This is a genomic window from Nostoc sp. PCC 7107, from assembly GCF_000316625.1.
Classification (GTDB): domain Bacteria; phylum Cyanobacteriota; class Cyanobacteriia; order Cyanobacteriales; family Nostocaceae; genus Nostoc_B.
The window spans coordinates 900,929-924,085 of record NC_019676.1; the positions used below are offsets into that span (position 1 = coordinate 900,929).

13 protein-coding genes are annotated in these 23,157 nt (G+C 40.1%); 3 read left to right on the top strand and 10 right to left on the bottom strand.

Translation table 11 applies throughout. The features are described 5' to 3' along the window. Positions 1-53: 53 nt before the first annotated feature. The 8 genes from NOS7107_RS03805 to NOS7107_RS03840 form a co-directional block, all read right to left on the bottom strand. Positions 54-1,379: a sorbosone dehydrogenase family protein gene (locus tag NOS7107_RS03805; RefSeq protein WP_015111670.1), complete on the bottom strand. Its 1,326-nt coding sequence runs from the start codon at positions 1,377-1,379 to the stop codon at positions 54-56. 44 nt (positions 1,380-1,423) lie between these two features. After that, complete coding sequence (locus NOS7107_RS03810) at positions 1,424-3,757, bottom strand: NACHT domain-containing NTPase (protein WP_015111671.1); 2,334 nt, start codon at positions 3,755-3,757, stop codon at positions 1,424-1,426. A gap of 214 nt (positions 3,758-3,971) precedes the next feature. Continuing rightward, positions 3,972-5,132, bottom strand: a complete 1,161-nt coding sequence (locus NOS7107_RS03815) for a response regulator (RefSeq protein WP_015111672.1) — start codon at positions 5,130-5,132, stop codon at positions 3,972-3,974. A 176-nt stretch (positions 5,133-5,308) separates the two neighbouring features. Beyond that, the gene (locus NOS7107_RS03820; protein WP_015111673.1) at positions 5,309-6,523 is read right to left on the bottom strand and encodes an EAL domain-containing protein; all 1,215 of its coding nucleotides are present in this window, start codon (positions 6,521-6,523) and stop codon (positions 5,309-5,311) included. Then, a complete protein-coding gene (locus NOS7107_RS27300) occupies positions 6,516-11,609 on the bottom strand; it encodes a PAS domain S-box protein (protein ID WP_015111674.1) in 5,094 nt (1,697 codons plus the stop codon). Before NOS7107_RS27300 ends, NOS7107_RS03820 begins: the two co-directional genes overlap by 8 nt. 177 nt (positions 11,610-11,786) lie before the next feature. Further along, entirely contained in the window at positions 11,787-14,486 is a 2,700-nt protein-coding gene (locus tag NOS7107_RS03830; protein ID WP_015111675.1) for a glycoside hydrolase family 10 protein, read from the bottom strand. A 96-nt stretch (positions 14,487-14,582) separates the two neighbouring features. Further along, positions 14,583-15,923, bottom strand: coding sequence for a TIGR03279 family radical SAM protein (locus NOS7107_RS03835; RefSeq protein ID WP_015111676.1), 1,341 nt, complete (start codon positions 15,921-15,923; stop codon positions 14,583-14,585). Positions 15,924-16,034: 111 nt separating this feature from the next. After that, positions 16,035-16,994, bottom strand: a complete 960-nt coding sequence (locus NOS7107_RS03840; protein WP_015111677.1) for an undecaprenyl-diphosphate phosphatase — start codon at positions 16,992-16,994, stop codon at positions 16,035-16,037. A 397-nt stretch (positions 16,995-17,391) separates the two neighbouring features. Between NOS7107_RS03840 and NOS7107_RS03850 the strand changes: the two genes are divergently transcribed. Then, positions 17,392-18,171: a DUF3120 domain-containing protein gene (locus tag NOS7107_RS03850; protein WP_015111678.1), complete on the top strand. Its 780-nt coding sequence runs from the start codon at positions 17,392-17,394 to the stop codon at positions 18,169-18,171. 231 nt (positions 18,172-18,402) lie between these two features. Here the strand turns inward: NOS7107_RS03850 and NOS7107_RS03855 are convergent, their stop codons facing one another. Further along, positions 18,403-19,380, bottom strand: a complete 978-nt coding sequence (locus NOS7107_RS03855; protein ID WP_015111679.1) for an alpha/beta fold hydrolase — start codon at positions 19,378-19,380, stop codon at positions 18,403-18,405. Between the two features lie 375 nt (positions 19,381-19,755). Here NOS7107_RS03855 and psbU point away from each other — a divergent pair, with 375 nt between their 5' ends. Next, positions 19,756-20,184, top strand: coding sequence for a photosystem II complex extrinsic protein PsbU (gene psbU, locus NOS7107_RS03860; protein WP_044500492.1), 429 nt, complete (start codon positions 19,756-19,758; stop codon positions 20,182-20,184). 195 nt (positions 20,185-20,379) lie between these two features. Further along, entirely contained in the window at positions 20,380-22,056 is a 1,677-nt protein-coding gene (gene nadB, locus NOS7107_RS03865) for an L-aspartate oxidase (protein ID WP_015111681.1), read from the top strand. 165 nt (positions 22,057-22,221) lie between these two features. On the opposite strand, the gene NOS7107_RS03870 is transcribed toward nadB, so the two are convergent. Then, positions 22,222-22,437, bottom strand: coding sequence for a hypothetical protein (locus NOS7107_RS03870; protein ID WP_048819349.1), 216 nt, complete (start codon positions 22,435-22,437; stop codon positions 22,222-22,224). Positions 22,438-23,157: the final 720 nt, after the last annotated feature.

A 23,157-nucleotide genomic window follows, 5' to 3' on the forward strand; every position in this document is an offset into this window, starting at 1 on the left:
ATCAGTTTACATCGGCGTGTATCGGCGATTGCTATTTTGAATAAATAATCAGGTTATTTCTTACCACCCGTATACTGAATTCTATAAATCCGATTATTAGCCTCTTCTGTTACTAACAAACTACCATCAGGTAACACTAATAAACCAACAGGTCGCCCCCAAGTAGTTGGGGTATTGGGATTTAATAAAAATCCTGTGAGAAAATCTTCGTAATTGCCTTGTGGTCTTCCCTTAGTATCAAAGGGGACAAATACTACTTTATAACCAGTCCCGCGATCGCGGTTCCAAGAACCTCGAAACGCCACAAAAGCGCCATTTTTGTATTTTTCAGGGAAACTCTTACCGTCGTAAAATTGCACACCTAGCGCCGCTGAATGGGCTTGAAACAACACATCAGGCGTACGAGTTCGGGTGGCTAAATCTGGGCGTTTACTTTTACCATTCGCTGTTTGACGCGGATCGAGATTATTTGATGTTAAGTAAGTATAAGGCCAGCCATAAAATTCTCCTGACCGAATGCGGGTGAAATAATCAGGAACCAAATCATCACCAATGCCATCCCGTTCATTTACAGTGGTGTACAACTCCTGCGTTACCGGATGAAAATCCAAACCCACAGGATTTCGCAAACCGTAGGCGAAAGTCTGCTGCTGGGAACCATCAATATTCATCACCTGTACAGAAGCCCTTGGTAATGCTTCCTCATCCACATTAGAACGAGAACCCACCGAAACATACAACTTTTTGCCATCTGGCGCAGCTACCACATTTCTTGTCCAATGTTGGTTGTAACCACCGCCAGGAAGATCAGCAATTTTTTTCCCAGTCCCTGATAGTTGCTTTTGACCTTTGCTGTAGGGAAACCGTAAAACTGCATCAGTATTACCCAAAAAGAAATAATTCCCCGCAAAGGCCATTCCAAAAGGAATATTTAAGCCGTTGTCTGCACTAGCGAATGTCTTACTCAAATCAGCCACACCATCGCCATTACTATCTCGCAATAGGCGAATGCGGTTTTCTCTCGTTTCCGTCACCAGCACATCACCACTGGGTGTTAAGGACAACCAACGCGGCGCTTCTAAACCTTCAGCAAAGACATTCACCTGAAATCCTGGTGGTACACGCAGCACCGGATTTTGCGGAATTGATACAACGTCCGGTCGCTTCGATGCACTTTCGGTAGCGAAAGGTGGTGGTAATTTTTGTAAGTTGATGCGAATAGGTTGAGGCGAAAGCGGTTCTGTGCGGATGCTATTTTTCGCCTGTGGAGGATTTTGTGCTACTTCCGTTGTAGCAGTTTCGGAAACAGCGCGAGTTTGGTTACAACCTGCTGTAACGAACAACAAGATGAACCATAAGAAACGCCCAGAGAATTTCATAGCAGTGTGAATTTATACCCGACCTTTGTAATTTATACTAGAGCTTAATTTTTGTCGCCTGTCTCAAGTTTGATTTCTTTAGGTAAAAATAAATTTATCTCTAGATAATTCCGTAAGTTAGGAGAAATATCATTTGCACTGTGGAGGCAATCTAAAAGTAATTTATTAGCATCCCAATACTGCTGTATATCATCTAAATCTTGTTGATTGAACTGCCAATTATGCCCAATTTGTCGAGTAGTAATCATCCAGTTACGTAATGATGATGTCCAAATTTCTCCATTTGCTTGCCACCAATTTTTTAACACATCTCCACCTTGGCTGGGGGAAGGTAGCTGATTTTTTATTTCCTGTAGTGATGTTTGCAAATCTGGTTGAGTTGTTAACAAATGCTTGAGGTCAAGAGCTAAACTCAAAGCCGAAAATCTTGCTAAAAAAATCTCAGCATTTATGCCCAAACTGACAGTTAATCCATGAATCAGAGCTAAGTCTAATGCTAAATCTCCGGCAAGATTACCTGCGAGTCGATTATCCAAAAGTATTGCTAATTCTTGATTACAGGCTAAAGCACATTTTGAAGGTAGAGCAATAGTCATGTAAAAAGCCCGTACACTAGCTACATGATAAAATGTGTTTACGGTGGCTGATTTTTGGGCTAACCAAGTTAAAAAACTATGTAGATTAGAATTTTTTCTAGATAAATTGTCAATTTTATTCTTCATTGATTTTAATAATTTATCAGCAGGTTTTAACATCCCTGCGCTGAGTAAAAAAACCTCTCGCCAATGTTTTTTACTCTGGTGATCTAATAATTCTGTGAGTGTTTGGTGATTGATGTTAGCAACTATTTCTCTAGCGGTGAGATATTGTTGCAAACTTAAATGAGAAAAAGCATAAATTCCTCGCGCTCTTTGGACTAATAATCCATGTTGGGTTTCAATAGCTTTTAACACAGATGTACTTTCTAGTTCTAAAGCGGCAGTATCATTAGAGGTAGGAAGATAGTGAATCAAATAAGTAGTAATCAGTTGACAGAAATTAGCTTCATCTTGAAAGTAATTGTTTTGAGTCAAGGTAATTGCTGCTATATGGCTCAATAATTTAATTTTGTGTAACAACGAAAAGCCAGGATAAATTTCATCTCTTTTAATACCTCTGGCTTCATCCCAACGTGTTAGTAGTAAATCTAAGATTTGTTTATAAATTTCAGATCGATTTGGCGGAAAGTTTTCGGTAAACTGAAATACAAAGCAAATAAAGTTTAATAAAAGTGGTGTATTTGCTAAATCTAGAATTGGTAAATTTTCGCTTAATTCGATCTTCTGCATAAACCGACTGGCTAAGTCTTTGGCAGCGGCTGGGGGTTGTTTGGTAACTGCGAGAAACCATTTTTCGGCAAAATTAGTGATTTGTGGTTTATGGAAATCTGCGATTTCTACTTCAGTAAAGCCATGAAATTGATAATCTTGTGCGCCCAGTCGACAAGTAATAATTATTTTATTTTTGTAAAATTTTGTCGTAAATTGGCGAATTAGATTGCAAATTATTTTGGTATCTGACTGAATCACTTCATCTAAGCCATCTAATAAAATTAAGGCTCGTCCATGAGCAAAGACTGCATTTAATTCTTGTTTATGAATACCCAAATTGACAAAGGATTCATATATATATTGGGATAAACTAATTTGAGTCTGCCTGCAAGTATCTTCAGCAAAGTCTTTCAACTGCACAAAGATAGGTAAATAATCAGGCTGAAACTGACCTAGGTTACAACTATTTGCGATCGCTTGCAAAAATGTAGTTTTGCCAGAACCTGGCTTACCTAGCACCATCAGCTTGCTATATTTGCTGACTGCTTCCATTCCCGAACCTCTAGTTTGAGGCCAGTCAGCCACACCCAAGCAGTTATTTTCTTTCATCCATACCTGGGGAAATTTTTTAATTTCTAGCCATCTACGACTGTTAATTTCTTCTAATATCTCTACATCAACATAAATATCGTTCAGTTGTATCGGTTGAGCAATATCTAATATTTGCACAGTACCGCACTGGGCTTGAATACTTTCTTGATAGACAGACCGTAGTTTCTTGACTACTATCTCAATGTCTAGGGAAAGATTAGCCGGAATATCTAAAAAACCTAATTCATCAGCACTCAATGGTTGAGCGATTTCTGAAATTTCAAGTTCCAGCGCAAAGCAAATATCGTTGAATACATGGCGGTCTATGCACTTCCCAGTAAAAAACTTCCAAATGGCTTGGCGAGTCTCTAAGCCTACCTCAGCTGCTAAATATTCTTGTGTCCAACCTTTCCGTTTAAAGGCTTGTTTTGCTTTTCTGATACCTTCAGCCGATGCTTGGAGCGATCGCTTTGCCATACTCTACCACCATAATCTGTATAAAGTTGCTTATTTGTATACAACTTATACAAGTTATACGCTAACTTCGGCAAAAACCCCAACATCAATTCATACATCGGCTAGACATAATAGTATTCGAGTCAGCCAAATCTACATACCCAACTAGCTTGGGCATTATCCAAACAAGCTAACGCTGTTTGAGCAATGTCCAAGCTTTTATTTAAGTGCTGAGTTATGGAGTGCTGTTAGCGGTAGCGGGGCATTCAGCCAGTACTGAGTAATTATCTGGTGATGTTTCTTGAGTGCTACAGGGAAGTGTCACAGTCACAACAGTTTTGTCTTGGGGCCTACTTTCAATTTTGAGGGTACCGCCGTGTAATTCTACTAATTTTTTAGCGATAATTAAGCCTAAGCCTGAGCCTTGTTGTTCATGGAGTTTGCGTTCAAATTGCCGATAAGCACCTAATTCGGCAATTTGCTCTCGGCTCATACCTCGACCGCGATCGCTAAAAGATAAACTAAAAGTATTATTGGTAGCCCTAGCTGTAATTTTAATCGGTGTACCGCTGGGAGAGAATTTCAAAGCATTATCTAGTAATTCTTCAGCTATTTTCGTAATTTTTTTAGCAGCAATCTTGATATTGCATGGTGATAAGTCTAGCTGGATATCATCTTCTCTGTCAGCATTTTTAGCTTTTTTCATCATCAAATTAGTTAGATCTGGTGTGGGAAATTCCGTTGATTGATTTTGAATTTCTTGGACACGCTGCGGATCTGTGGCAATAATTTCTAGTTCTGCATATAGTAAAAACTTTTGAATTAAATGAAATAAACGCTGACTTGATTGATGGATGAATTCTGCCATTTCTTTGATGGATTCTGCATCTAGCAATGCACTTTCTTCCATAAGAATTTGCGAGAAACCTAAAATGCCATTTAGCGGTGTGCGTAATTCGTGAGGCAATGACAGAGTAATGCTAGTACGCAATTTCTCTAGTTTTTCTTGAGTTTGTTGATAAATTACAGTTTGTTTTTCTAACCGACAGGTAATTGCAGCTAATAATTCTGACCGAGAAAAAGGTTTGACAATATAGTCATCAGCACCTAAATCCATACCTTTACGAAAGTCAGTTTTTTCAGATTTAGCGGTTAAAAAAATGAAGGGAATAATTGCCGTTTTAGGGTTTTGGCGTAATTCTTTGAGGACTTCATAACCATCTAATTCTGGCATCATCACATCACAAATTATCAAGTCAGGAATTTCTGTTTGCGCTAACTGCAAACCAAAGTAACCATTCTCGGCAGTGATGACATTAAAATTTTCGGCATATAGTAAATCTATGAGGTTTTGGCGCACATTTAGATCATCTTCAATCACTAAGATTTTATTCATATACTTGATTAAAGTTCAGTAAATATAAAATTTTAAAAATATCTTCTAAAAAGACTTTATGAATAATATTTGCATTACCAACTCCTGATTTACCAATAGAATTATATATTTATCTTTCTCTGATAAATACAAAAGTTTTATGTAGTAAAAATTCCTATTATAAACTTTGCATAAATTTATATATATAAATGTCTATTACTCCACAAAAAGTTCTCAAATTCTGCTGCTGGTAATGGACGACTAAATAAAAAACCTTGCATAGAATCACAGCGATATTCCCGTAAAAAGTTCAATTCTTCTTCTGTTTCTACGCCTTCAGCTACTACTCGCATATTTAGGTTATGAGCCATTTCAATTAGAGCTTTAGTAATAGCAGATTTCTGATGATCAACAGCTACGTTATGAATAAAATAACGGTCAATTTTTAAAGTATTAATTGGTAAATTTTTGAGATAAATGAGCGAAGAATAACCTGTACCAAAATCATCAATAGCGATTTTTAAACCTAAAGATTTTAATTTATTCATAGTGGCGATCGCACTATTGATATCTTGCATAATTATGCTTTCAGTTAGTTCTATTTCTAAAAATTGTGGTTCGAGTTTATTTATTTTTAAAAAATCATTAATTTTGTTGGGTAAATCTGGCTGATGAAATTCCATCACTGATAAATTTACAGTCATTGTTAAATAAGCAATTCCCACATCATGCCAAATTTTAATTTGTTGGCAAACATTTTGTAATACCCATTGATCAATAAGCACAATTAAACCTGTAGATTCAGCAATGGGGATAAATTCTGAGGGAGTAACTAAACCTAATTCTGGACTTTGCCAACGTAATAAACTTTCAGCTGCAATGATTTGACCAGAAGCAATATCAACTATTGGTTGATAATAAATTTCAAATTCTTGAAATTGTTTTTGCTGAACTACCCGTTGCAAATTCATTTCTAATAACTGAATTTTGGGTGATACAGTTTTAGCTACTGTTATTGGACTAGATAAATATTTTTTTAAAGTAGCCTGCCTTTCTAAGCGATTCATAATTGCACTTAATAATTCCGCCCGTGTAAATGGCTTAGTTAGATAGTCATCTGCACCCATATCCATGCCTTGGCGAAAGTCTGATTTAGCTGATTTAGCTGTCAGAAAAATAAAGGGAATTGTGGCTGTTAATGGGTCTTGTCGTAATGCTGTTAAAACTCCATAACCATCAACTTCTGGCATCATCATGTCGCATAAAATTAAGTCTGGAGATTCGGCAAATGCTAAATCTACACCTGTTCTACCGTTAGCAGCAGCAATGGTCTCAAAATCCTCTGCTTCTAACAAATCTAAAAGGTTTTCCCGCACAGATTCTTCGTCTTCAATTACTAGAATTTTAATCATCATTTCCCTCGATTTCCATTGTGCTATTTAATGGCAGAGTTACGGTAAAGGTAGTGCCAACTCCTAATGAACTGGTGACAGCAATTTTTCCTTTGTGTATATCTATACACTTTTTTACAATTGCCAGTCCTAATCCAGTTCCTAAAATATTTCCCACATTTTTAGCACGATGAAAAGACTCAAACAAATGTGGCAAATCTTCTGGTGGAATACCAATACCTCGGTCTTGAATTTCTAATATCGCTTGTCCATGTTCACAAGCAAGGGTTAATTTAACAGTACTTCCTTCTGGCGAATATTTAATTGCATTCGAGAGTAAATTATGGAGAATATGTCCAAGCAATTTATCATCCATACAGCATGATATGGATGAATATTGACTACTAAAATAAATGCAGCAGCGATTATTTTGATTTAGTTGCGCTTCTTCGATGATGTGAGTACAGTAGGCAACCAAATCAAAAGCAGTGGGTTGGTAGTCAAGTTTTCCCGCTTCGGCTTTACCAATGACTAAAACATCATTCAGCATTTCATTGATGCGTTTCACTGCTGCTTGAATCCGATGCAGGTGGGTAATTTGTTTTTCTTCTGTCCATTTGTAACGATAATGTTCTAGTAATTCTGAAGAAGAAAGAATCGTACTCAGCGGTGTACGAAATTCATGAGAAGTCATGGAAACAAACCGAGATTTTAGTTCATTCAGTTCTTTTTCTTTCTCTAGCGCTATTCTGAGTTCTTGTTCTAATTGCTTACGCTGTGTGATATCTGCTAAGTAACCTACCATTTCCACTGGGTTGCCAGTATCATCTCGGACTAGTGTACCTTGGTCAGATACCCAGCGGTAAGTCCCGTTTTTGTGGAGAAAGCGGTATTCTAAACTGTAATATTCTTGCTGCAATATTTGGCTGAGTTCGGCAAAAACATTAAGTACATCTTCTGGGTGGATATGATGCGCCCAAAAGCTGGTATCCTCGGTAAAATCTTGTGGTTGATAACCAGTGATGGTGCTAATATTTTTACTCACAAAGGTAGCGCCAAAGTCTTCGCCAACTTTACTGGTATAGATAACAGCTGGGCTGGATGAAAGTAAGTATTGCAATCGCTGTTGACTGACGAGTAAGGCAGTTTCTGTTTGTTTACGCTCAGTAATATCGGTTTGAATGCCGATGTAATGAGTGAGTATGCCTTCAGTATCATATACTGGAGAAATATTCAGTTCATTCCACCATAGGCTGCCATTTTTCCGATAGTTTCGCAGAGTTACGGTACAATCTCTGCCTACTTGCATTGCTGTATTCAGTTCTTGTAAACCAGATTGTTCAATGTCTGCGCGTTGGAATAACCGAAAGCTGGTGCCGATAACTTCGGCTGCACTATAGCCTGTCATTTTTTCAAAAGCAGGATTCACATAAATAATTGGGCCGTTGGGAATGCTGGCATCGGCAATGATAATGCCATTACTGCTGGCAGCGATCGCGCGATCGCGTAGTCTTAAACCTTCTTCTGCTTGTCTCCGGGGTGTAATATCAGTATGGATGGCAACTAACCCCATAATTTTACCAGTAGCATCTTTCATAGCGTTAGCACGCAAATAAACTTGTAACATTCGCCCATTGCGGGCTTTCATCGTCACTTCACCACGCCATGAGTTACCATTTTCAATTGCGGCTAATACTCTCTTTAGCTCTGCGTGATACTGGAAGATACTAACTGCTCCCCCAGCCGCCTGATATTCTTCTAAACTGTATCCATATATCTCAGTAAACCCAGAATTAACATAAGTCACTTTACCTGTTCCATCTGTCATGCAAATAGCATCACTGGTACTTTCAATCGCTTTATGAAAGCGAGTTAAGGATTCTTCTGCCAATTTGCGATCAGTAATATCGGTAGACAGACCGCAGACAGCGTAGGTTACGCCTTGGGCATCTTTTAAGGGAAACTTGACAGAAAAGTAGGTGTGTAAACTGTCCTCAAGAGGTACAAATTCCTCAACTTTGATTGGTACCCCATGAGTAATTACCCGATGGTTATTCACAGCAAACCCATCAGCAATCTCTTGCGTCCATAGATCGTAAATGCTTTTACCGATTATTTGCTCTTGGGTTATGTTGAGTAGTTGAGCAATATAACGGTTAATTAAAAGAAATTTGTTATCTGTATCAACTACATAAATCGCCACTGCGGAGTGATCTAAAATTGCCTGTAGTTGCTGTTGAGTTTCTTTGAATACGGTCTCTGCTTGTTTGCGTGCGGTAATATCTCGATTTGTACCACGATAACCAACAAATTTTCCGTCTTGATCAAAGATTGGCACTCCACTGGTTTCCAACAGAACTAAATGCCCATCTTGATGAACTTGAATATTTTCTAAACATTGAAATGGTTGGGGTACTGCCAAAATTGCCGCAAAACTGGGCGATAGGGTTTCATGTAATTCTGGTGGCATGAAATCAAGCGGTGTTTTGCCTAAAACTGCTTCTGGTTCGTAACCTAAAATGGCCCGAATTTTCGGACTGACATAAGTATAAGCACAGTTTTGATCAACTTCCCAGATCAAATCGTAACTAGATTCAACCAAGTTACGGAAGCGTTGTTCACTATGTTTCAAGGCTAGTTCGGCTGTAACGCGATCGTCAATGTCAGTATTTGTGCCGAACCAAGTGTGAATTTCACCTGTTTGATCACGCCAAGGTACGGCACGGACTAAATGCCAGCGATAGGTGCGATCAGTCCCTCTCAGTAAGCGTAACTCACTTTCAAATGGTTGACCTGTAGCTAAAGATGCCTCCCATCCTGCTAAACATTGAGGTAAATCATCGGGATGTAGCCATTGCTGCCATGCTGAACCAAAAATCTGCTCTGGAGTGCAGCTATGATAGTCAAGAGTTTTTTGGTTAATGTATTCGATGTTACCATTTGCCTCCGCTATCCATACTTGTTGAGGAATGGATTCTGCTAAAAAGCGCAAGCGTTCCTCACTTTTTTCTAAATCTGCCTGTACTTGTTGGCGTTCAGTAATATCTGCAACTGTACCCAGGAGACCTACTACATTACCTGCAACATCATGTAGTGGTATTTTACTAATTTCCAACCAACTTTGTTTGCCATTGATTAGCCGCAGGGGTGCAATTAGATGATATTCAGGTTGATTTGTCTCGATAACTCTCGCATCGCAATCTTGGTGAAAGTCTGCTTCTGACTTATGTGCTAGGAAATCATGACCTGTTTTCCCAATAATATCTTCTGGCTTTTCGACACCAACAAATTTAGCAAAGTTACGATTACAACCTAAAACTACAGAATTACGATCTTTCCAGAGAATACCTTGGGGAATAGTATCCATGACTAATTGCAAGATTTTTTGAGATTGCCTTAGTTGTTCTTCGACGATTTGGCGTTCGGCAATTTCTGTTAATAATTGCTGATTTGTTTGCTGTAGGGCTATGGTTCGCTGGGCGACGCGTTGTTCTAATGCTTGGTTGGCCTGCTTAAGTGCTATTTGTGTTTGCTTGAGTTCGGTGATATCTCGCCCTTCGCTAATCAGGAGGACGATTTTGCCTGTTTCGTCCTTGAGGGGTTTGAGGGAAAAATCTATGGTGTGGAATGTTTGGTGAGCGCCCAGAATATCAACTTCGTAACGAATAAATTCTCCTCTAGAGGCGATCGCAATTGCTTGTTTTAATTGATTTTGGATTGCTGGGGAAATCATCCACCATTGGGTTTCCCAGAATAATCTACCGACTACATCTTGTGGTTGCAGTCCACCAAAGTCTAGTAATGTCTGGTTCGCTTCTAGTAAGTTGCCTTCTGGGGTGAGTAAGCCAGAATATTGAAACGTGCCGTTGAAAATTGCGCGGAATCGTCTTTCGCTTTCGTGCATGGCGGCTTCTGCTTGGATGCGTTCAGTCACATCTACATCTATAGCGACGAAGCGATAAATTTGTCCATGATCATTTTTAATCGGCAATATTTTGCTAGAAATCCAGCGAATTGCACCATCAGGGCGCACAATTTGATATCTTTCATCGAAAGATTGACCTGTTAATAAATTTTGAAACGCTGCTACTACGCGATCGCGGTCTGGAGGATGAATTGCCGCAAAATATAATTGGGGATTTTGCATCAGGCGATCGCAACTTCTCCCCCAAATTCTTTCATAAGCTGGGCTAACATAATGCAGTCTCTGTTGATTCCCATCCCAGACATAAAAAACTTGGTGCAGATTTTCGGTCAATTGGCGAAATAATTCTTCGTTCCACTGTAAGGCTGCTTCTGTCAGTTTTCGCTCTGTAATATTGCGGTGTATAGCGACAAAGTGAGTGATATGTTCTTGAGCATTTTTAATTGGTACTAGGTTCATATCTACCCAGTAAGTTGAGCCGTCTTTGCGATAGCTGAGTAACTCTGTTCTAATAGGTAAGCCAGCTTGCACAGCCGCAAACAGTCTTTTCATTTCGACACGACAAGTTTTTTCCCCGTGAGAGAATCGGGGTGTTTGGCCGATGACTTCCTCTAGTGTGTAACCAGTCATCTGAGTAAATGCCTGATTAGCATAGACTATCCGCGGTTCTATTTGACCGTTGGAAATATGGGCTTCGGTGATTAAAATTGAGTCGTTGGCATTTACTACTGCGGACTCTAATAAACGTAGTCTCTCTTTTTCTTGTGAATTTTCATCTGACTGCTCCAATGCTTGACAAATACTTTCTGGAGTAACTGTGCCAATTAGTTGATCTGCTTCATCAAGAATTGGCAAAATATTTAACTTATGCTGACGTAACAGTGATAATACTGCCTTGATATTAAAAAATTCTGATCTTCTCAACATAATTACTGGAGTTTGCATCACTTCAGTAACTTTGGTAGCTTTGCCATCAATACCTGAAGCTAAGAGCTTGAGTATATCTTGTGCGGTCAACCATCCTAATACCTGCGAAACTGATACTACCAAAACAGGGACATCACACTTGGCCATCAGTGAGATTACCTCTGACACTGTTGCTTCCGGCTGAACGGTTAGTGGCGAAAAGTCAATTACGGCCTCTAAGCTTTGTAGCCAGAGATGTTGTTGTCGAGTATACATAGATAATCACGATAGCTATCATCAATCAATAGTTATCTCAACTTATGTTTTACCAGTATGTTCTGGGATCTGGCGGGTAAATTAATAATATTATCCTAATGAAAAATACTGTAAGTATAATGTAAATTTTGTGTGAAGAGTCAAGGGTTAATGGTTATTTTCCCTTGCCTCTATCTCCTAACGTAATTGCGATCGCCTTTCGCCATAGCGTAATAGTCTTTCAATAGTGGCTAGGCGATTTTCCCAAACTTTGACTTGATAAGGGTTATTTGTGGCAGCTTCGCGCATCCAAATGCGAAATTGCGCCTGAAATCGAGTTAAAGAAGCTCTAGCTGTGAGTAATTTCGCCGGAGAAGGGGCAGCCGCTAATTGATTTAAAGCTTTTTCTACCACTTCTATTTGGTTGTTAAAATCAGCAACTTTAATCGCTGGTATCTGCACTAACTCGTTTTGCAGAACATACTGCCATTCTCGCTTTAGCAACCCATAACGCACAACGGCGGTTTGAAAAGGCTGACGTAGGGGAATCGGTTCATCAGCCACAGATGACACTTTACCTTGAGTGTTGGTAAAGATTTTCAGCAAATCGTTGTTAAAATTTTCAGCGGCAAATAGGGCATAACCACTCGCTGGTAAGTCTCGAATTAGTTGTAATTGGTCAAATGCTGCCAAATTCGGTAAAGACAGCAACCGAATTCCTGGGACTAACAAAGTTGAACCCAACTGACTAGAAGCTATCCACGGTTGGGCGAGGCGTTGAAACCGGGCAGTATCTTGAGCATAAGTCATGGGAACAATTACATCTATATCTCCTCGTCTTGCCCAAACTTCCCAATGTTGTTGGAGTTTCTGAATCCGTTCTCGTTCTGGCAGGGGAAATACTGCCACAGACAAAATTAAATCCTCACGCTTTTGCCTCACCATTTGAGAGACTTCGGCAACAAAGCTATCAACTTGTTGGGTACGAAATTCTGTCCACTTTTGCCATAATTCCCCTTGGGTGGGCGAAATCGTCAATGGGTCAACACCAGTCAACTTTTGAAATTGCGCTCTCGCCGCTTGACCATAACCGTAACTTCTGCCAGCAAAGGGATCTTGGAAGGGATAGCGAATGTAATCTAGCTGTAAACCATCTACTTGATATTCGGTGACAATTTCTGCAAATAGCTTCAAGAGATATTGGCGCAGTTCTGGGTTAGCTGGATCAAAAAATGGTTTAGTTTGACCAGGAGGAATGGTATTACCTTTATTGTCGTAGTTTGCCCAATCTGGATGGGCTGCCAGTACTGGCCCTGGATAATCAGGGTGAACATTAATGACTTGGTTGTGGCGCTGATTCCCTGCGGCAAAAGTCCACACCCAGGCGTGTAACTCCATATCTCGTTCATGGGCTAATTTCACCGCCACAGCTAAAGGGTTCCAGCCACGAATTAGGGGGTTTTGCTGGGGTGCAACTTTACTGGGGTAAATTGGATAACTGGCGTTGAGAGTTTCAAAAAAAACTGTGTTAATGCCAGACTGTGCCAAACGGTCAAAAACTTCAGCTAATTTTTTTTCGCCCCCAGCCCGCACAATGGTGCCTCTATCTAACCAAACTGCGCGAATTTCTGCGGGGGCTAATCGACGATTGGTAGGAAAATGTTTCCACAAATTTGTTCTCGTCGCTAACCATTGCTGACGCGCTAGGGCATAGTTTTTATTGGCGATGAGTTGGGGAATGTTTTTGGCAACTAGCCGCGCTTGGGTAATGGCTTGTTCTTTACTTTGACTCGCAAATCCTGGTCTGGTGGAGGCGACGCGGGTTTCTTCTTCTTTGAGAGATTGGGGATTGCTGGTGATGGCTTCATCCAGGTTAGCTGCATGAACTGAGGCAGCTAAATGGGCGCTTTCTATCCGACTAATTAAATTTTCTAATTCTTGTTGGAGGGCGATCGCTTCTTTTTCGTCAATTGGCTGATTGGAATTGGGTTCCACATTCCAGCGCACTGTTTGTTCTAGTTGATCAATGGCTTCTGGGGAGGATGGACGAGGGGTGAGGGGAACTAATGGTGCTTGGGGAATAACAGGGGTGATGGGAGATGGAGAATTCAGGGAAGCCGTAGCAATTGTAGTGGAACACTTGGAGTCCGCCCCGGCTATTTTCTGCTGTCCTGGGGATGGTGCTGTTAAATGATGATTCAGGGCAGCTTTTAACCAAGCGTTATCTAACTCAAAACTAGAGGCAGCATCTGTTCCCCAGCGCCAGCCTAATAAGGTAGACCATTCTGTACTGACGACAGCGGCGGGATTATCTGGGGCATTCCAAACGGCGGTGGCTTGACTAGTTCCGCCTTCGGGAATAATTACGCCACCGCGGACTTGCCCAAATAGTTCGCTTTGGTTAGCCCATCTCTGTGGCTGCGTTTTGGCTGGTTTAAGTTTTTGTGTTTCATCTAAACCAAAGCCCCAATAACTACCGAGGAGTGATCGCAATAACTGCCTGACTCCAGGCGCTGATAAACTGCCAACAGGGCCACTGGCGATGATTTTGCCGCCTTTGCTCACCCATGATTCTAAGGCGATCGCTTGGGCGGGGGTTAATGTCTCAACGTTGGGCAAAAATAAGACGCGGCGATCGCCCCAATCACCACTACTTCTAACTGCTGATAAGGGAATCACACAATAATTCACCCCAATCGCTTGCAAGCGTTTAGTAATTCCTGTCCATTGCTGCCTGTTTTCTGTACTCTGGACTACGCTTAATACAGGTTCTTCACTTGCTGCCCTAACTGCTAAAATATTAAAACTAGTTAAACAATTAACAATTAAAAAGTTAAAACTAAAAATGAAGAATCTGACTTTTTTTGTGACTTTGATTGCAGTTCCCTGATTCTTCACTTTTAACCCTCACTTTTTTATTATTAGATAGTGTTTATTATTTATCATTCAGCATAACAATAAATTACCTCCGAAAAACAACTGATGTTTTTATATTTAAGCTAAGACTTGTTCAGTAATACAGGTAGTAATTAGTTCTTCGACTCCGGCTACTGGTAATATTTTTGTATTTAATTGTCTAGCTAAATCTTCAACTTTGACATCATCTAAAAATACTAATTCGCCATGTTTAAGCATGACATTAGGCAACAAAATTCCTTCACCTAAATCTTTATCTTTGAGGTATAAAAGTAAATCATGACCTGTGAGTAATCCAGTGACACTAATAGTTTGTCCCCAGTAATCACTAGCTAAAGCCATCATATTTACTTCTAACCCCTCAACAGAATTTAGGCTTTGCAATATCGGTTGAAATGCTTTTTCGACGGCGTTACCCACTACCCAAGTAAATTTTCTGGGCGGAGAAATTTTGTTTGGGAGTAATTTTGCCGCGGCGGATGCAAATTGTTTAATAAATAACTGAATCGAACCAACACCGTTATCAATTTGCGGATAGTCTTCGTATTCAGCTTCTGTGGGTAGTTCTTCCCCGGCAATTAAAAACCATTCATCGGCTAACCAGACAACATTTGAGCCGCATTTCTGGCGAAATTGTTTAGCGAGCGATCGCACTTGTAAAATAACTTCTTGGGCTTTTTCTCTAGTTACAGGTATCAGTTCGTCTTCTTGGGGACGAAACCGCGTCAAACCTACCGGCACGACTGCCACCGATGCTACAGCAGGTACATCACCAGTATAAAAAGACGCTAAATCTTTGAGGGTTTGTTCCAGATGTTGCCCATCATTTATCCCAGGACAAACTACAACTTGAGCGTGAATTTGCAATCTTCTTTTTTGAAACCAGCGCAATTGTTCCATTATTTGTCCCGCCCGCTGATTTTTCAACAGACGAATTCTCACATCAGGTTCGGTCGCGTGAACAGACACAAACAAGGGAGACAAGCGCATTTGTTCAATTCGCTGCCATTCCCGTTCCGGTAAGTTGGTTAAGGTTAGGTAAGAACCATACAAAAAGCTCAAACGATAATCATCATCTTTAAAATACAAGCTTGAGCGCTTACCTGGGGGTTGCTGGTCAATAAAGCAAAAGGGACAGCGATTATTACACTGAATTAACGCATCAAATAAGGCAGTTTCAAATTCCAGCCCTAAATCATCGTCATAGTCTTTTTCAATTTCGACGTGATGAGTTTTGCCAGTGGTATCTAAAACTTCTAATTCTAAAAATTCATCTGCACAGAGAAATTGATAATCAATTAAATCGCGGGGATGTGTACCATTAATCGCCACGATCGCATCCCCCACTTCAAAGCCAATCTCAGCGGCGATGGAGTCGGGTAAAACCTTGGTAATTTTGGCAGGATGAAGGTTAGTCATTGGAAGTATGAAGTATGTAGACGCGTAGCGGCTTGCCGCAGGCTAGTATGAAGTGTGAAGTATTATTTTTTCATTCTTCACTCTTCATAATTTATCCTTCATCCTGACCGATTAACTATTTTTCAAAATTCCGGCACTAATCGCACCTAAAATAGCTACGCCAAATGCGAGGCGATACCAAATAAATACCCAAGTGCTTTGGGTTTTGAGGAAACGCAGTAAACCAGCAATAGATATATAAGAAAAAATTGCCGCCGAAATTACTCCAGCGATTAAGGGTAATATTCCTGTACCACTAACTTCGCCCAAAACACTTTTTAACTCCACTAACCCCGCTAGGGTAATGGCGGGAATGCCGAGTAAAAAGGAAAATCTCGCGGCTGTTTCCCGTTGTAATGTCATAAATAACCCGGCTGTCAAGGTGGAACCAGAACGGGATACTCCGGGAATTAAGGCTAAAGATTGTGCTAAACCCATTAATAGCCCATCATTCATGGTCAGTTGTTCAAAGTCTCGTTGTCGCTTGCCAAGTTTTTCGGCTATGCCCAACAATATAGACATGACAATCGAAGCGATCGCTATCGCGCCGATACTTCTAATGGGCGAATTATCATAGTCTGGAATAAATCTTTTGATTAATAAGCCAAAAAAGACAATTGGCAAGGTTCCCAAGGCAATTCCTATAGATAGGCGTAAGTCATAATCAGCATAATCTTTTTGGGCGATCGCTCTAAATGCTCCTTTGGCAATTCGCGTTAAATCTTCCCAAAAGTACCACAGCACAGCTGCAATACTCCCCAGCTGAATTACCGCTGTAAACGCTACGCCAGGATCACCCCAGCCCAAAGCTATCGGCACAACTTTTAAATGGGCTGTACTACTAATAGGTAGGAATTCCGTCATTCCTTGCACAAAGCCTAAAACAATTGCTTGCAAAATATTCATTTGTTGTACCCCACTAACCTCTGGGTTAGGTGGAGTACTCATAACTTTTAGGGGGAATGCGGCCACTGCAAAAATTGCCGATGCGGCACTTATAAGCACGAACCATAGACGTTTTGATAAGGCCATACTTTACCTGCGATCGCTCCGATTACAACCAATTACACAAACATCTTTTTGAGAAGCTTACAGGATACTTATAGCAGGGGACAGGTAAGAGATGAGAGGTAATAGACGACAGGTGACAGGTGACAAGTAATAGCTGATAGAGTGAAAAGCTTTGCGGTGTCTAAGTTTTATCATTTTTATGATGCTCTCAACTATGTTTTGCTGGCAAAAATTTTGTTTGTTGAGATGGGGTTGCAGGGTTTAGGGAAAATATTAACCTCACGCCCCTTTTTCATGATTTATTTCTCTCAGACATTTAAAATTACGCAAAATCTAGGTAAAATAAAAATGCCCTAGGGGGGGATTTTTAGGTATGTTATCTTAAATAAGATAAAGTTTAGTTACAATTATTAAAACTTTGATTAATAATACTTTGTTTACTTACAACGCTTCTACAACAGCTATAGATAAGGACTTGCCCGTAAAGAATGCGGGGAACCTAGGTATAGAAGAATTAGAATCTACACTTTCTGCGTCCCCATCTTTACCATTGTTAATATCGTCCCGACAAACTTGGTTAGTGTTGGTGGCAGCGGTGTTTTTAGTATCAGTCCCAGTATTTATTGAAGCACCACTAGTGCGATCGCTCCCCAGTCTTAGTTTAGCAATGACTGGATTTTGGGTTTGGCTCAGTTTTCGCTTAATGTCACGCCCTGCAACATACCTGTGGGGGGATTTACTCTTAGGCTTTAGCTGGAGTTGGTTAGCAGGGGCAATTTATTGGGGTTGGTTACGTTGGGAACCTGTATGGCATTTACCATTAGAATCTATCGGCTTACCATTTGCTTGCTGGTGTCTGGTGAGAAACTGGTGCAAGGTTGGTAACTGGTTTTATTTAGGCTCCTTGTTCGGCACAGTTTTAACCGATGTATATTTCTATATAGTTGACCTCATGCCTTATTGGCGACAAATTATGCAGGTGGAACCTGACAGCGTGTCACCGATTTTACAAGCTGCTGTTGCTCAAGTCCAAACACCTTGGGGTCAAGCTTGGGCTGTAGCATTGGCATTAATATTATTAGCAGCCGGAATTTTACCTTTACGTAATCAGCAACGCCATTGGTTTGCATTTGGGGGAGCAGTTTTAAGTACTATTTTGGTAGACGGCTTATTTTTGTTAGCAGCCAATTGTGCTTGAAGATTTAGATTTCAACAATTAATTTACAGGTATAGCGGGAGGCAGGAGAAAAAGTCTTACTATTCCTGACATTCAAGCTTTCAAATTGTCTTAACATATCTGAACTACCGCTACATAGCAAAAGTCAAATGCTTGCAGTAAATTGCTTATGGCGTTTGAAGATATCCTAACCTATCTGGCTACCGCTGTATATTAAACATCCAGATATCGAGTGATTTAAAAGATATTTTTTTAGAGAGAAGACGAGATTTTAGTCAGCACAGTTTTCACTGCATCGACAATTACATCTGGTTGATCTAACCAGACAAAATGACTACTTTTATTTGCCTCAACTTGCAGAAAATCTGTTGATAAATCACCTAACTGGATGTGCATTTTATCCCGCAACTTGTTAGCACCTTGTAAAGGGATAAAAATACTCCAAAAAGATGGTTTAAAGAAGGAATTAGCCTTAATGCTAACTAGAGGAAGTTGAGCGAAATCCTTAGCAATACTCACCTGACGCGCACTTTTATCTAGATTGATCATCTCTCGGCTCATTGTTATCCAGTGTTTAGGACGACAAAAAGAACGTTTAACCCAATTAAGAGAATTTTGAGAAAAGTTGCCTAACTCAGGCTTGATTAATTCAAATACTTTACATACTTTCAGTAATCTGATAATCCCCAGTATTGAGCCTGGAATAGAAATCAAAAAGCCAGAAATAAAAAATAGCTTTAAGGCTTGTAATTGGAGGGACATCTGCAACATTCCTGTCTCATGTAATCCATCTGTGAGTACAATTCCTCCAACTTTTTCGGGAAACAGATGGGCATATAGTCTCACATTGTAGCTACCAAAGGAATTGCCTACTAAAATATACGGTGGTTCGATTTCGGCTTTAGTCAGTAGTAAGTCTAATTCCTGGACAATTTGACGACTAGTTCGAGGATATGGGCTGTGATCACTCCATCCATAACCTGCGCGATCGTATATACATACTCGTCCTAATTTGGCTAATTCCTCAATCAGAAAATAGCCTTCTATTCCCCCTAAGCTATGTTCTAGGACAATTGTTGGTCTAGCTTCTCCTAAAACGTAAAGATGTAAGCAATATCCACCAATATCAATCAATTTACCCGGCGGTGGTTGTCTATCTTCCCAGCAGATGGCGATCGCTTGATAAATTGTTGTAGCCACTAGCAGAAGAATTTTGATTGAAATCGACACTCTTAAATCCCGAATTCATGCTACGGCTGATACTAAATGCACAGCCAAGTACAAGTAAAAAAATACACCTGTATTGTAACAGTTATAAAATTGCCAAAGACAAAACTTTGTAACAAAAAGTAAATTGAATCAAACCCAGTAACAGTAAATATTGTGGATATTAATACGCTGTATATTAGTTTCTGATGACTGCTGTGTGTTGATTGAGTTACCAGTTTTTAGTTAACAGTAGCCAGTGCAGTGGTTGGCTGTGCCGACTTGTCGCAACTGGCTTTCAATAGTCAAGAGTCATAACTGTGCCTCAAAGATTATAAACTGTTGACAGCTGTCAGCTTAAAGCCATTATTCAGTTTGATGGAAAGAGGTAAAAAAGTCGTGAAAAAATTGGTGCGTTTATTAACAGTATTTAGTTTGTTGCTTGGTTGCTGGGGATGGCTAGGTACAACTGGAGTAGCCCAAGCTGTTGGTATCAACGGTCTAACGCTACCACAGGTACCTGTTTTAGCCGTGGAGTTACAAAACAAGGCAGATGCTAAACTAGCAACGGAATTTGGTAAAAAAATTGATTTGAACAATACCAACGTCCGGGCTTTTCAAAATTATCCTGGTTTGTATCCTACCCTGGCCAAGAAAATCATCACAAATGCTCCTTACAAAAGTGTAGAGGATGTGCTGAATATTGAAGGATTGAGCGATCGCCAAAAACAACTTCTCCAATCTAATTTCGATAACTTCACTGTGACAGACTTAGAGCCTGCTTTCAATGAAGGAGACGATCGCTTTAACAACGGTATCTACAGATAAGCCCAATTATCGTTAATGTAGAAAATAGTAGTCCACTCCCGATTTTTGGGAGTGGTTCTCTGATTGTAAAGTGCTGAGTCACCCAAGTTTGCTCAACGCAAGTTCTCTCCGCACACAAGTTCTCTCCGCACGCAACTTTTCGCTGAGTTCTGAGTGTTTGAGAAAATATCGTAAAAATTTCCCCTGTCTCTAACTTTGCCTGAAATAGAAATTCCTCGCCAATTTGATGTGATTGTAGTCGGTGCTGGAGCCGCTGGACTATACACAGCACTGTGTTTGCCAGAGTCTTTGCAAGTCGGCTTGATTACTAAAGAAACTGTTACTTTGTCTGCTAGTGATTGGGCGCAAGGCGGGATTGCTGCGGCGATCGCCCCCGAAGATTCGCCACGGTTGCACATTGAAGATACAATTCAAGCTGGTGCTGGTTTGTGCGATCGGCAAGCAGTAGAATTCCTCGCCCAAGAAGCCCCTAGTTGTATTCAATCTTTGGTAAATTTAGGCGTAGCTTTTGACCGTCACGGTCAAGCTTTAGCTTTGACTTTAGAAGCTGCCCATTCTCGTAACCGTGTTCTCCATGCTGCTGACACCACAGGTAGAGAAGTCACAACTACCTTAACAGCGCAAGTATTACATCGCCAAAATATTCAAGTTATTCAGCAAGCTTTGGCTTTGAGTTTGTGGTTAGAACCCCAAACAGGGCGCTGTCAGGGAATTAGTTTATTTTATCAAGGTGAGATTACCTGGGTGAAAGCCAAAGCGGTAGTTTTAGCCACTGGCGGCGGTGGCCAAGTATTTGCCCAAACCACTAACCCAGCAGTGAGTACAGGTGATGGTGTGGCGATCGCTTGGCGGGCTGGGGCGATTCTCCGAGATTTAGAGTTTGTGCAGTTTCACCCCACAGCCTTGACTAAACCAGGGGCTGATCGCTTTTTAATTAGTGAAGCTGTTAGAGGTGAAGGCGCACATCTGGTTGATGATACTGGACGGCGATTTGCTTTTGACTATCACCCAGCCGGGGAACTTGCGCCGAGAGATGTAGTTAGTAGAGCCATTTTTAGCCACCTGCAAAGTACTGCGGTTGATCCGGCGACTGCCCATGTCTGGTTAGATATGCGCCCCATCCCTCCTGAGAAAATTCAGCATCGCTTTCCTAATATTGTTAAGGTTTGTCAGCGTTGGGGAATAGATGTGTTCCATGAGCCAATTCCGGTAGCACCTGCGGCTCATTACTGGATGGGTGGAATTGTGGCAGATTTACAAAATCAGACGAACATTCCTGGTTTATATGCGGTAGGAGAAACCGCTAGTACAGGAGTACACGGGGCAAATCGTCTGGCGAGTAACTCTTTACTGGAATGTATTGTGTTTGGCGCACAGATGGCAAATATTCAGTTGGCAGACATTGAACTGAACTCTGATATTTCCGAGTTACGCTTGCGAGAATTTAGTTTAGATGAAAAGGATTGGCAAACCCAGCAAGCACAGTTAGAAGCATTGCGAGATAAATTACCGCGTTTAGTTTGGCAAAGTGCTGGTATTTGTCGGGAACAATCACGATTGGATGAGGCGATCGCAACTGTTGAATCTTGGCAACAAGACTTTGCTATTTTACCTTTGACTCAATTCTTACTTGCTTTACATGCCAACGAAACTGTCAATTTCAAAATACCAAATATTGAACGCCAATTAAGACTTTGGGCAGAAACTCGCAACTTACTTGATGTGGCTGATTTAATTCTTAGAAGTGCTGGTTTTAGAACAGAAAGCCGGGGCGGACACTACCGCATCGATTATCCTGAGCCCGATCCCCATTGGCAAATTCACACACTTGTACAAGAACGTCACTGGAGTAAATCCGTCCCTTTAACCTAATCGCTGATCTGTAAAATTCTTAGCTGTTTGTCTTGCTATTGCAGCATTAATTAAGTTCGGTTGATGGGTCACTAATTACAGAATGGACTCAATAAAGCACCTATGATCAATTAACGAAAAGCTCACTATACGTGTTGCTTTATTTTAGACTTCGACCTTTTTATCTTAGCGTGTACCACTACCGTGCTGACTGTTGGGAACACCGTAATTGGGTGGAACATATACATCTGTTAATTCCTGAGAATTAACATGATTACCGTCTGAATGAGTCAAACTATTAGCGACTAAATCACTGAGGGTTCCTCTCGCATCAGCAATTTTAGGAATCACTAAACAGGCGCTCACACACAAAATTAAAATACTTGTGATTCTTAAGTTCATAACCATAAAGCTTTTATCCGTTTTTTTATTCTGATTTTATTGAGTACTTTTTTTACATACATCTGATTCGGTCTGGGTTTCTGAAAAAATTAAACTCTAATAAAATTTTTTGTTTCTAATCAAAATTGTTTGAGTAAAACACTTTAGGCAAACAATTGCCTTAACACTTAAGAAATATACCTAAATAGTATTTATAAACATCAGTCTAAAGTTAGAACTCATCACAGCGAAAATCCTAAAAGTTAAATAATTACCTCTAAAATAATAGTCTACGATATGAAATCTTAATAAAAAATTTATATTTGTATGTCAAAATACTTTGTGATGTGTAAAAAATTATACAAAACTACTCAATATTTTAGAGGTAAATTGGCTACATCTCAGTAAATATCAGGAATGTCAACTACAAAAGTTGCTCATAAGGCGATTTCTTTATTAAATCTTAATTTCCAAAAGTAAGTATAATTCAAACTTACTTTAAGTGGTGTTACTCATGTATAAATTTACAGCCCAAATAATAACCGTAGTTAAAATTAAACCTTGTCACTTAATAGTATAATTGTACTATAAAAATACTGGAAAAAAATTTAGCCATTTTGAAGAGTGGCTATAACTGCTGTCTTCCGCTAAAGTGCTTTATTTCGTAATTTTATTGCTGACAGCGTGTTTTAAGCTATTAGAGTAAACAATTGCAGACAAGCCAGATATGAAGGTGTTTTA

Excerpts from the sequence above, each read along its gene's own strand:
- NOS7107_RS03805 (WP_015111670.1), bottom strand. The coding sequence starts at position 1,379 with ATGAAATTCTCTGGGCGTTTCTTATGGTTCATCTTGTTGTTCGTTACA.
- NOS7107_RS03810 (WP_015111671.1), bottom strand. The coding sequence starts at position 3,757 with ATGGCAAAGCGATCGCTCCAAGCATCGGCTGAAGGTATCAGAAAAGCA.
- NOS7107_RS27300 (WP_015111674.1), bottom strand. The coding sequence starts at position 11,609 with ATGTATACTCGACAACAACATCTCTGGCTACAAAGCTTAGAGGCCGTA.
- NOS7107_RS03840 (WP_015111677.1), bottom strand. The coding sequence starts at position 16,994 with ATGGCCTTATCAAAACGTCTATGGTTCGTGCTTATAAGTGCCGCATCG.
- NOS7107_RS03815 (WP_015111672.1), bottom strand. The coding sequence starts at position 5,132 with ATGAATAAAATCTTAGTGATTGAAGATGATCTAAATGTGCGCCAAAAC.
- NOS7107_RS03870 (WP_048819349.1), bottom strand. The coding sequence starts at position 22,437 with ATGAACTTAAGAATCACAAGTATTTTAATTTTGTGTGTGAGCGCCTGT.
- NOS7107_RS03820 (WP_015111673.1), bottom strand. The coding sequence starts at position 6,523 with ATGATTAAAATTCTAGTAATTGAAGACGAAGAATCTGTGCGGGAAAAC.
- NOS7107_RS03835 (WP_015111676.1), bottom strand. The coding sequence starts at position 15,923 with ATGACTAACCTTCATCCTGCCAAAATTACCAAGGTTTTACCCGACTCC.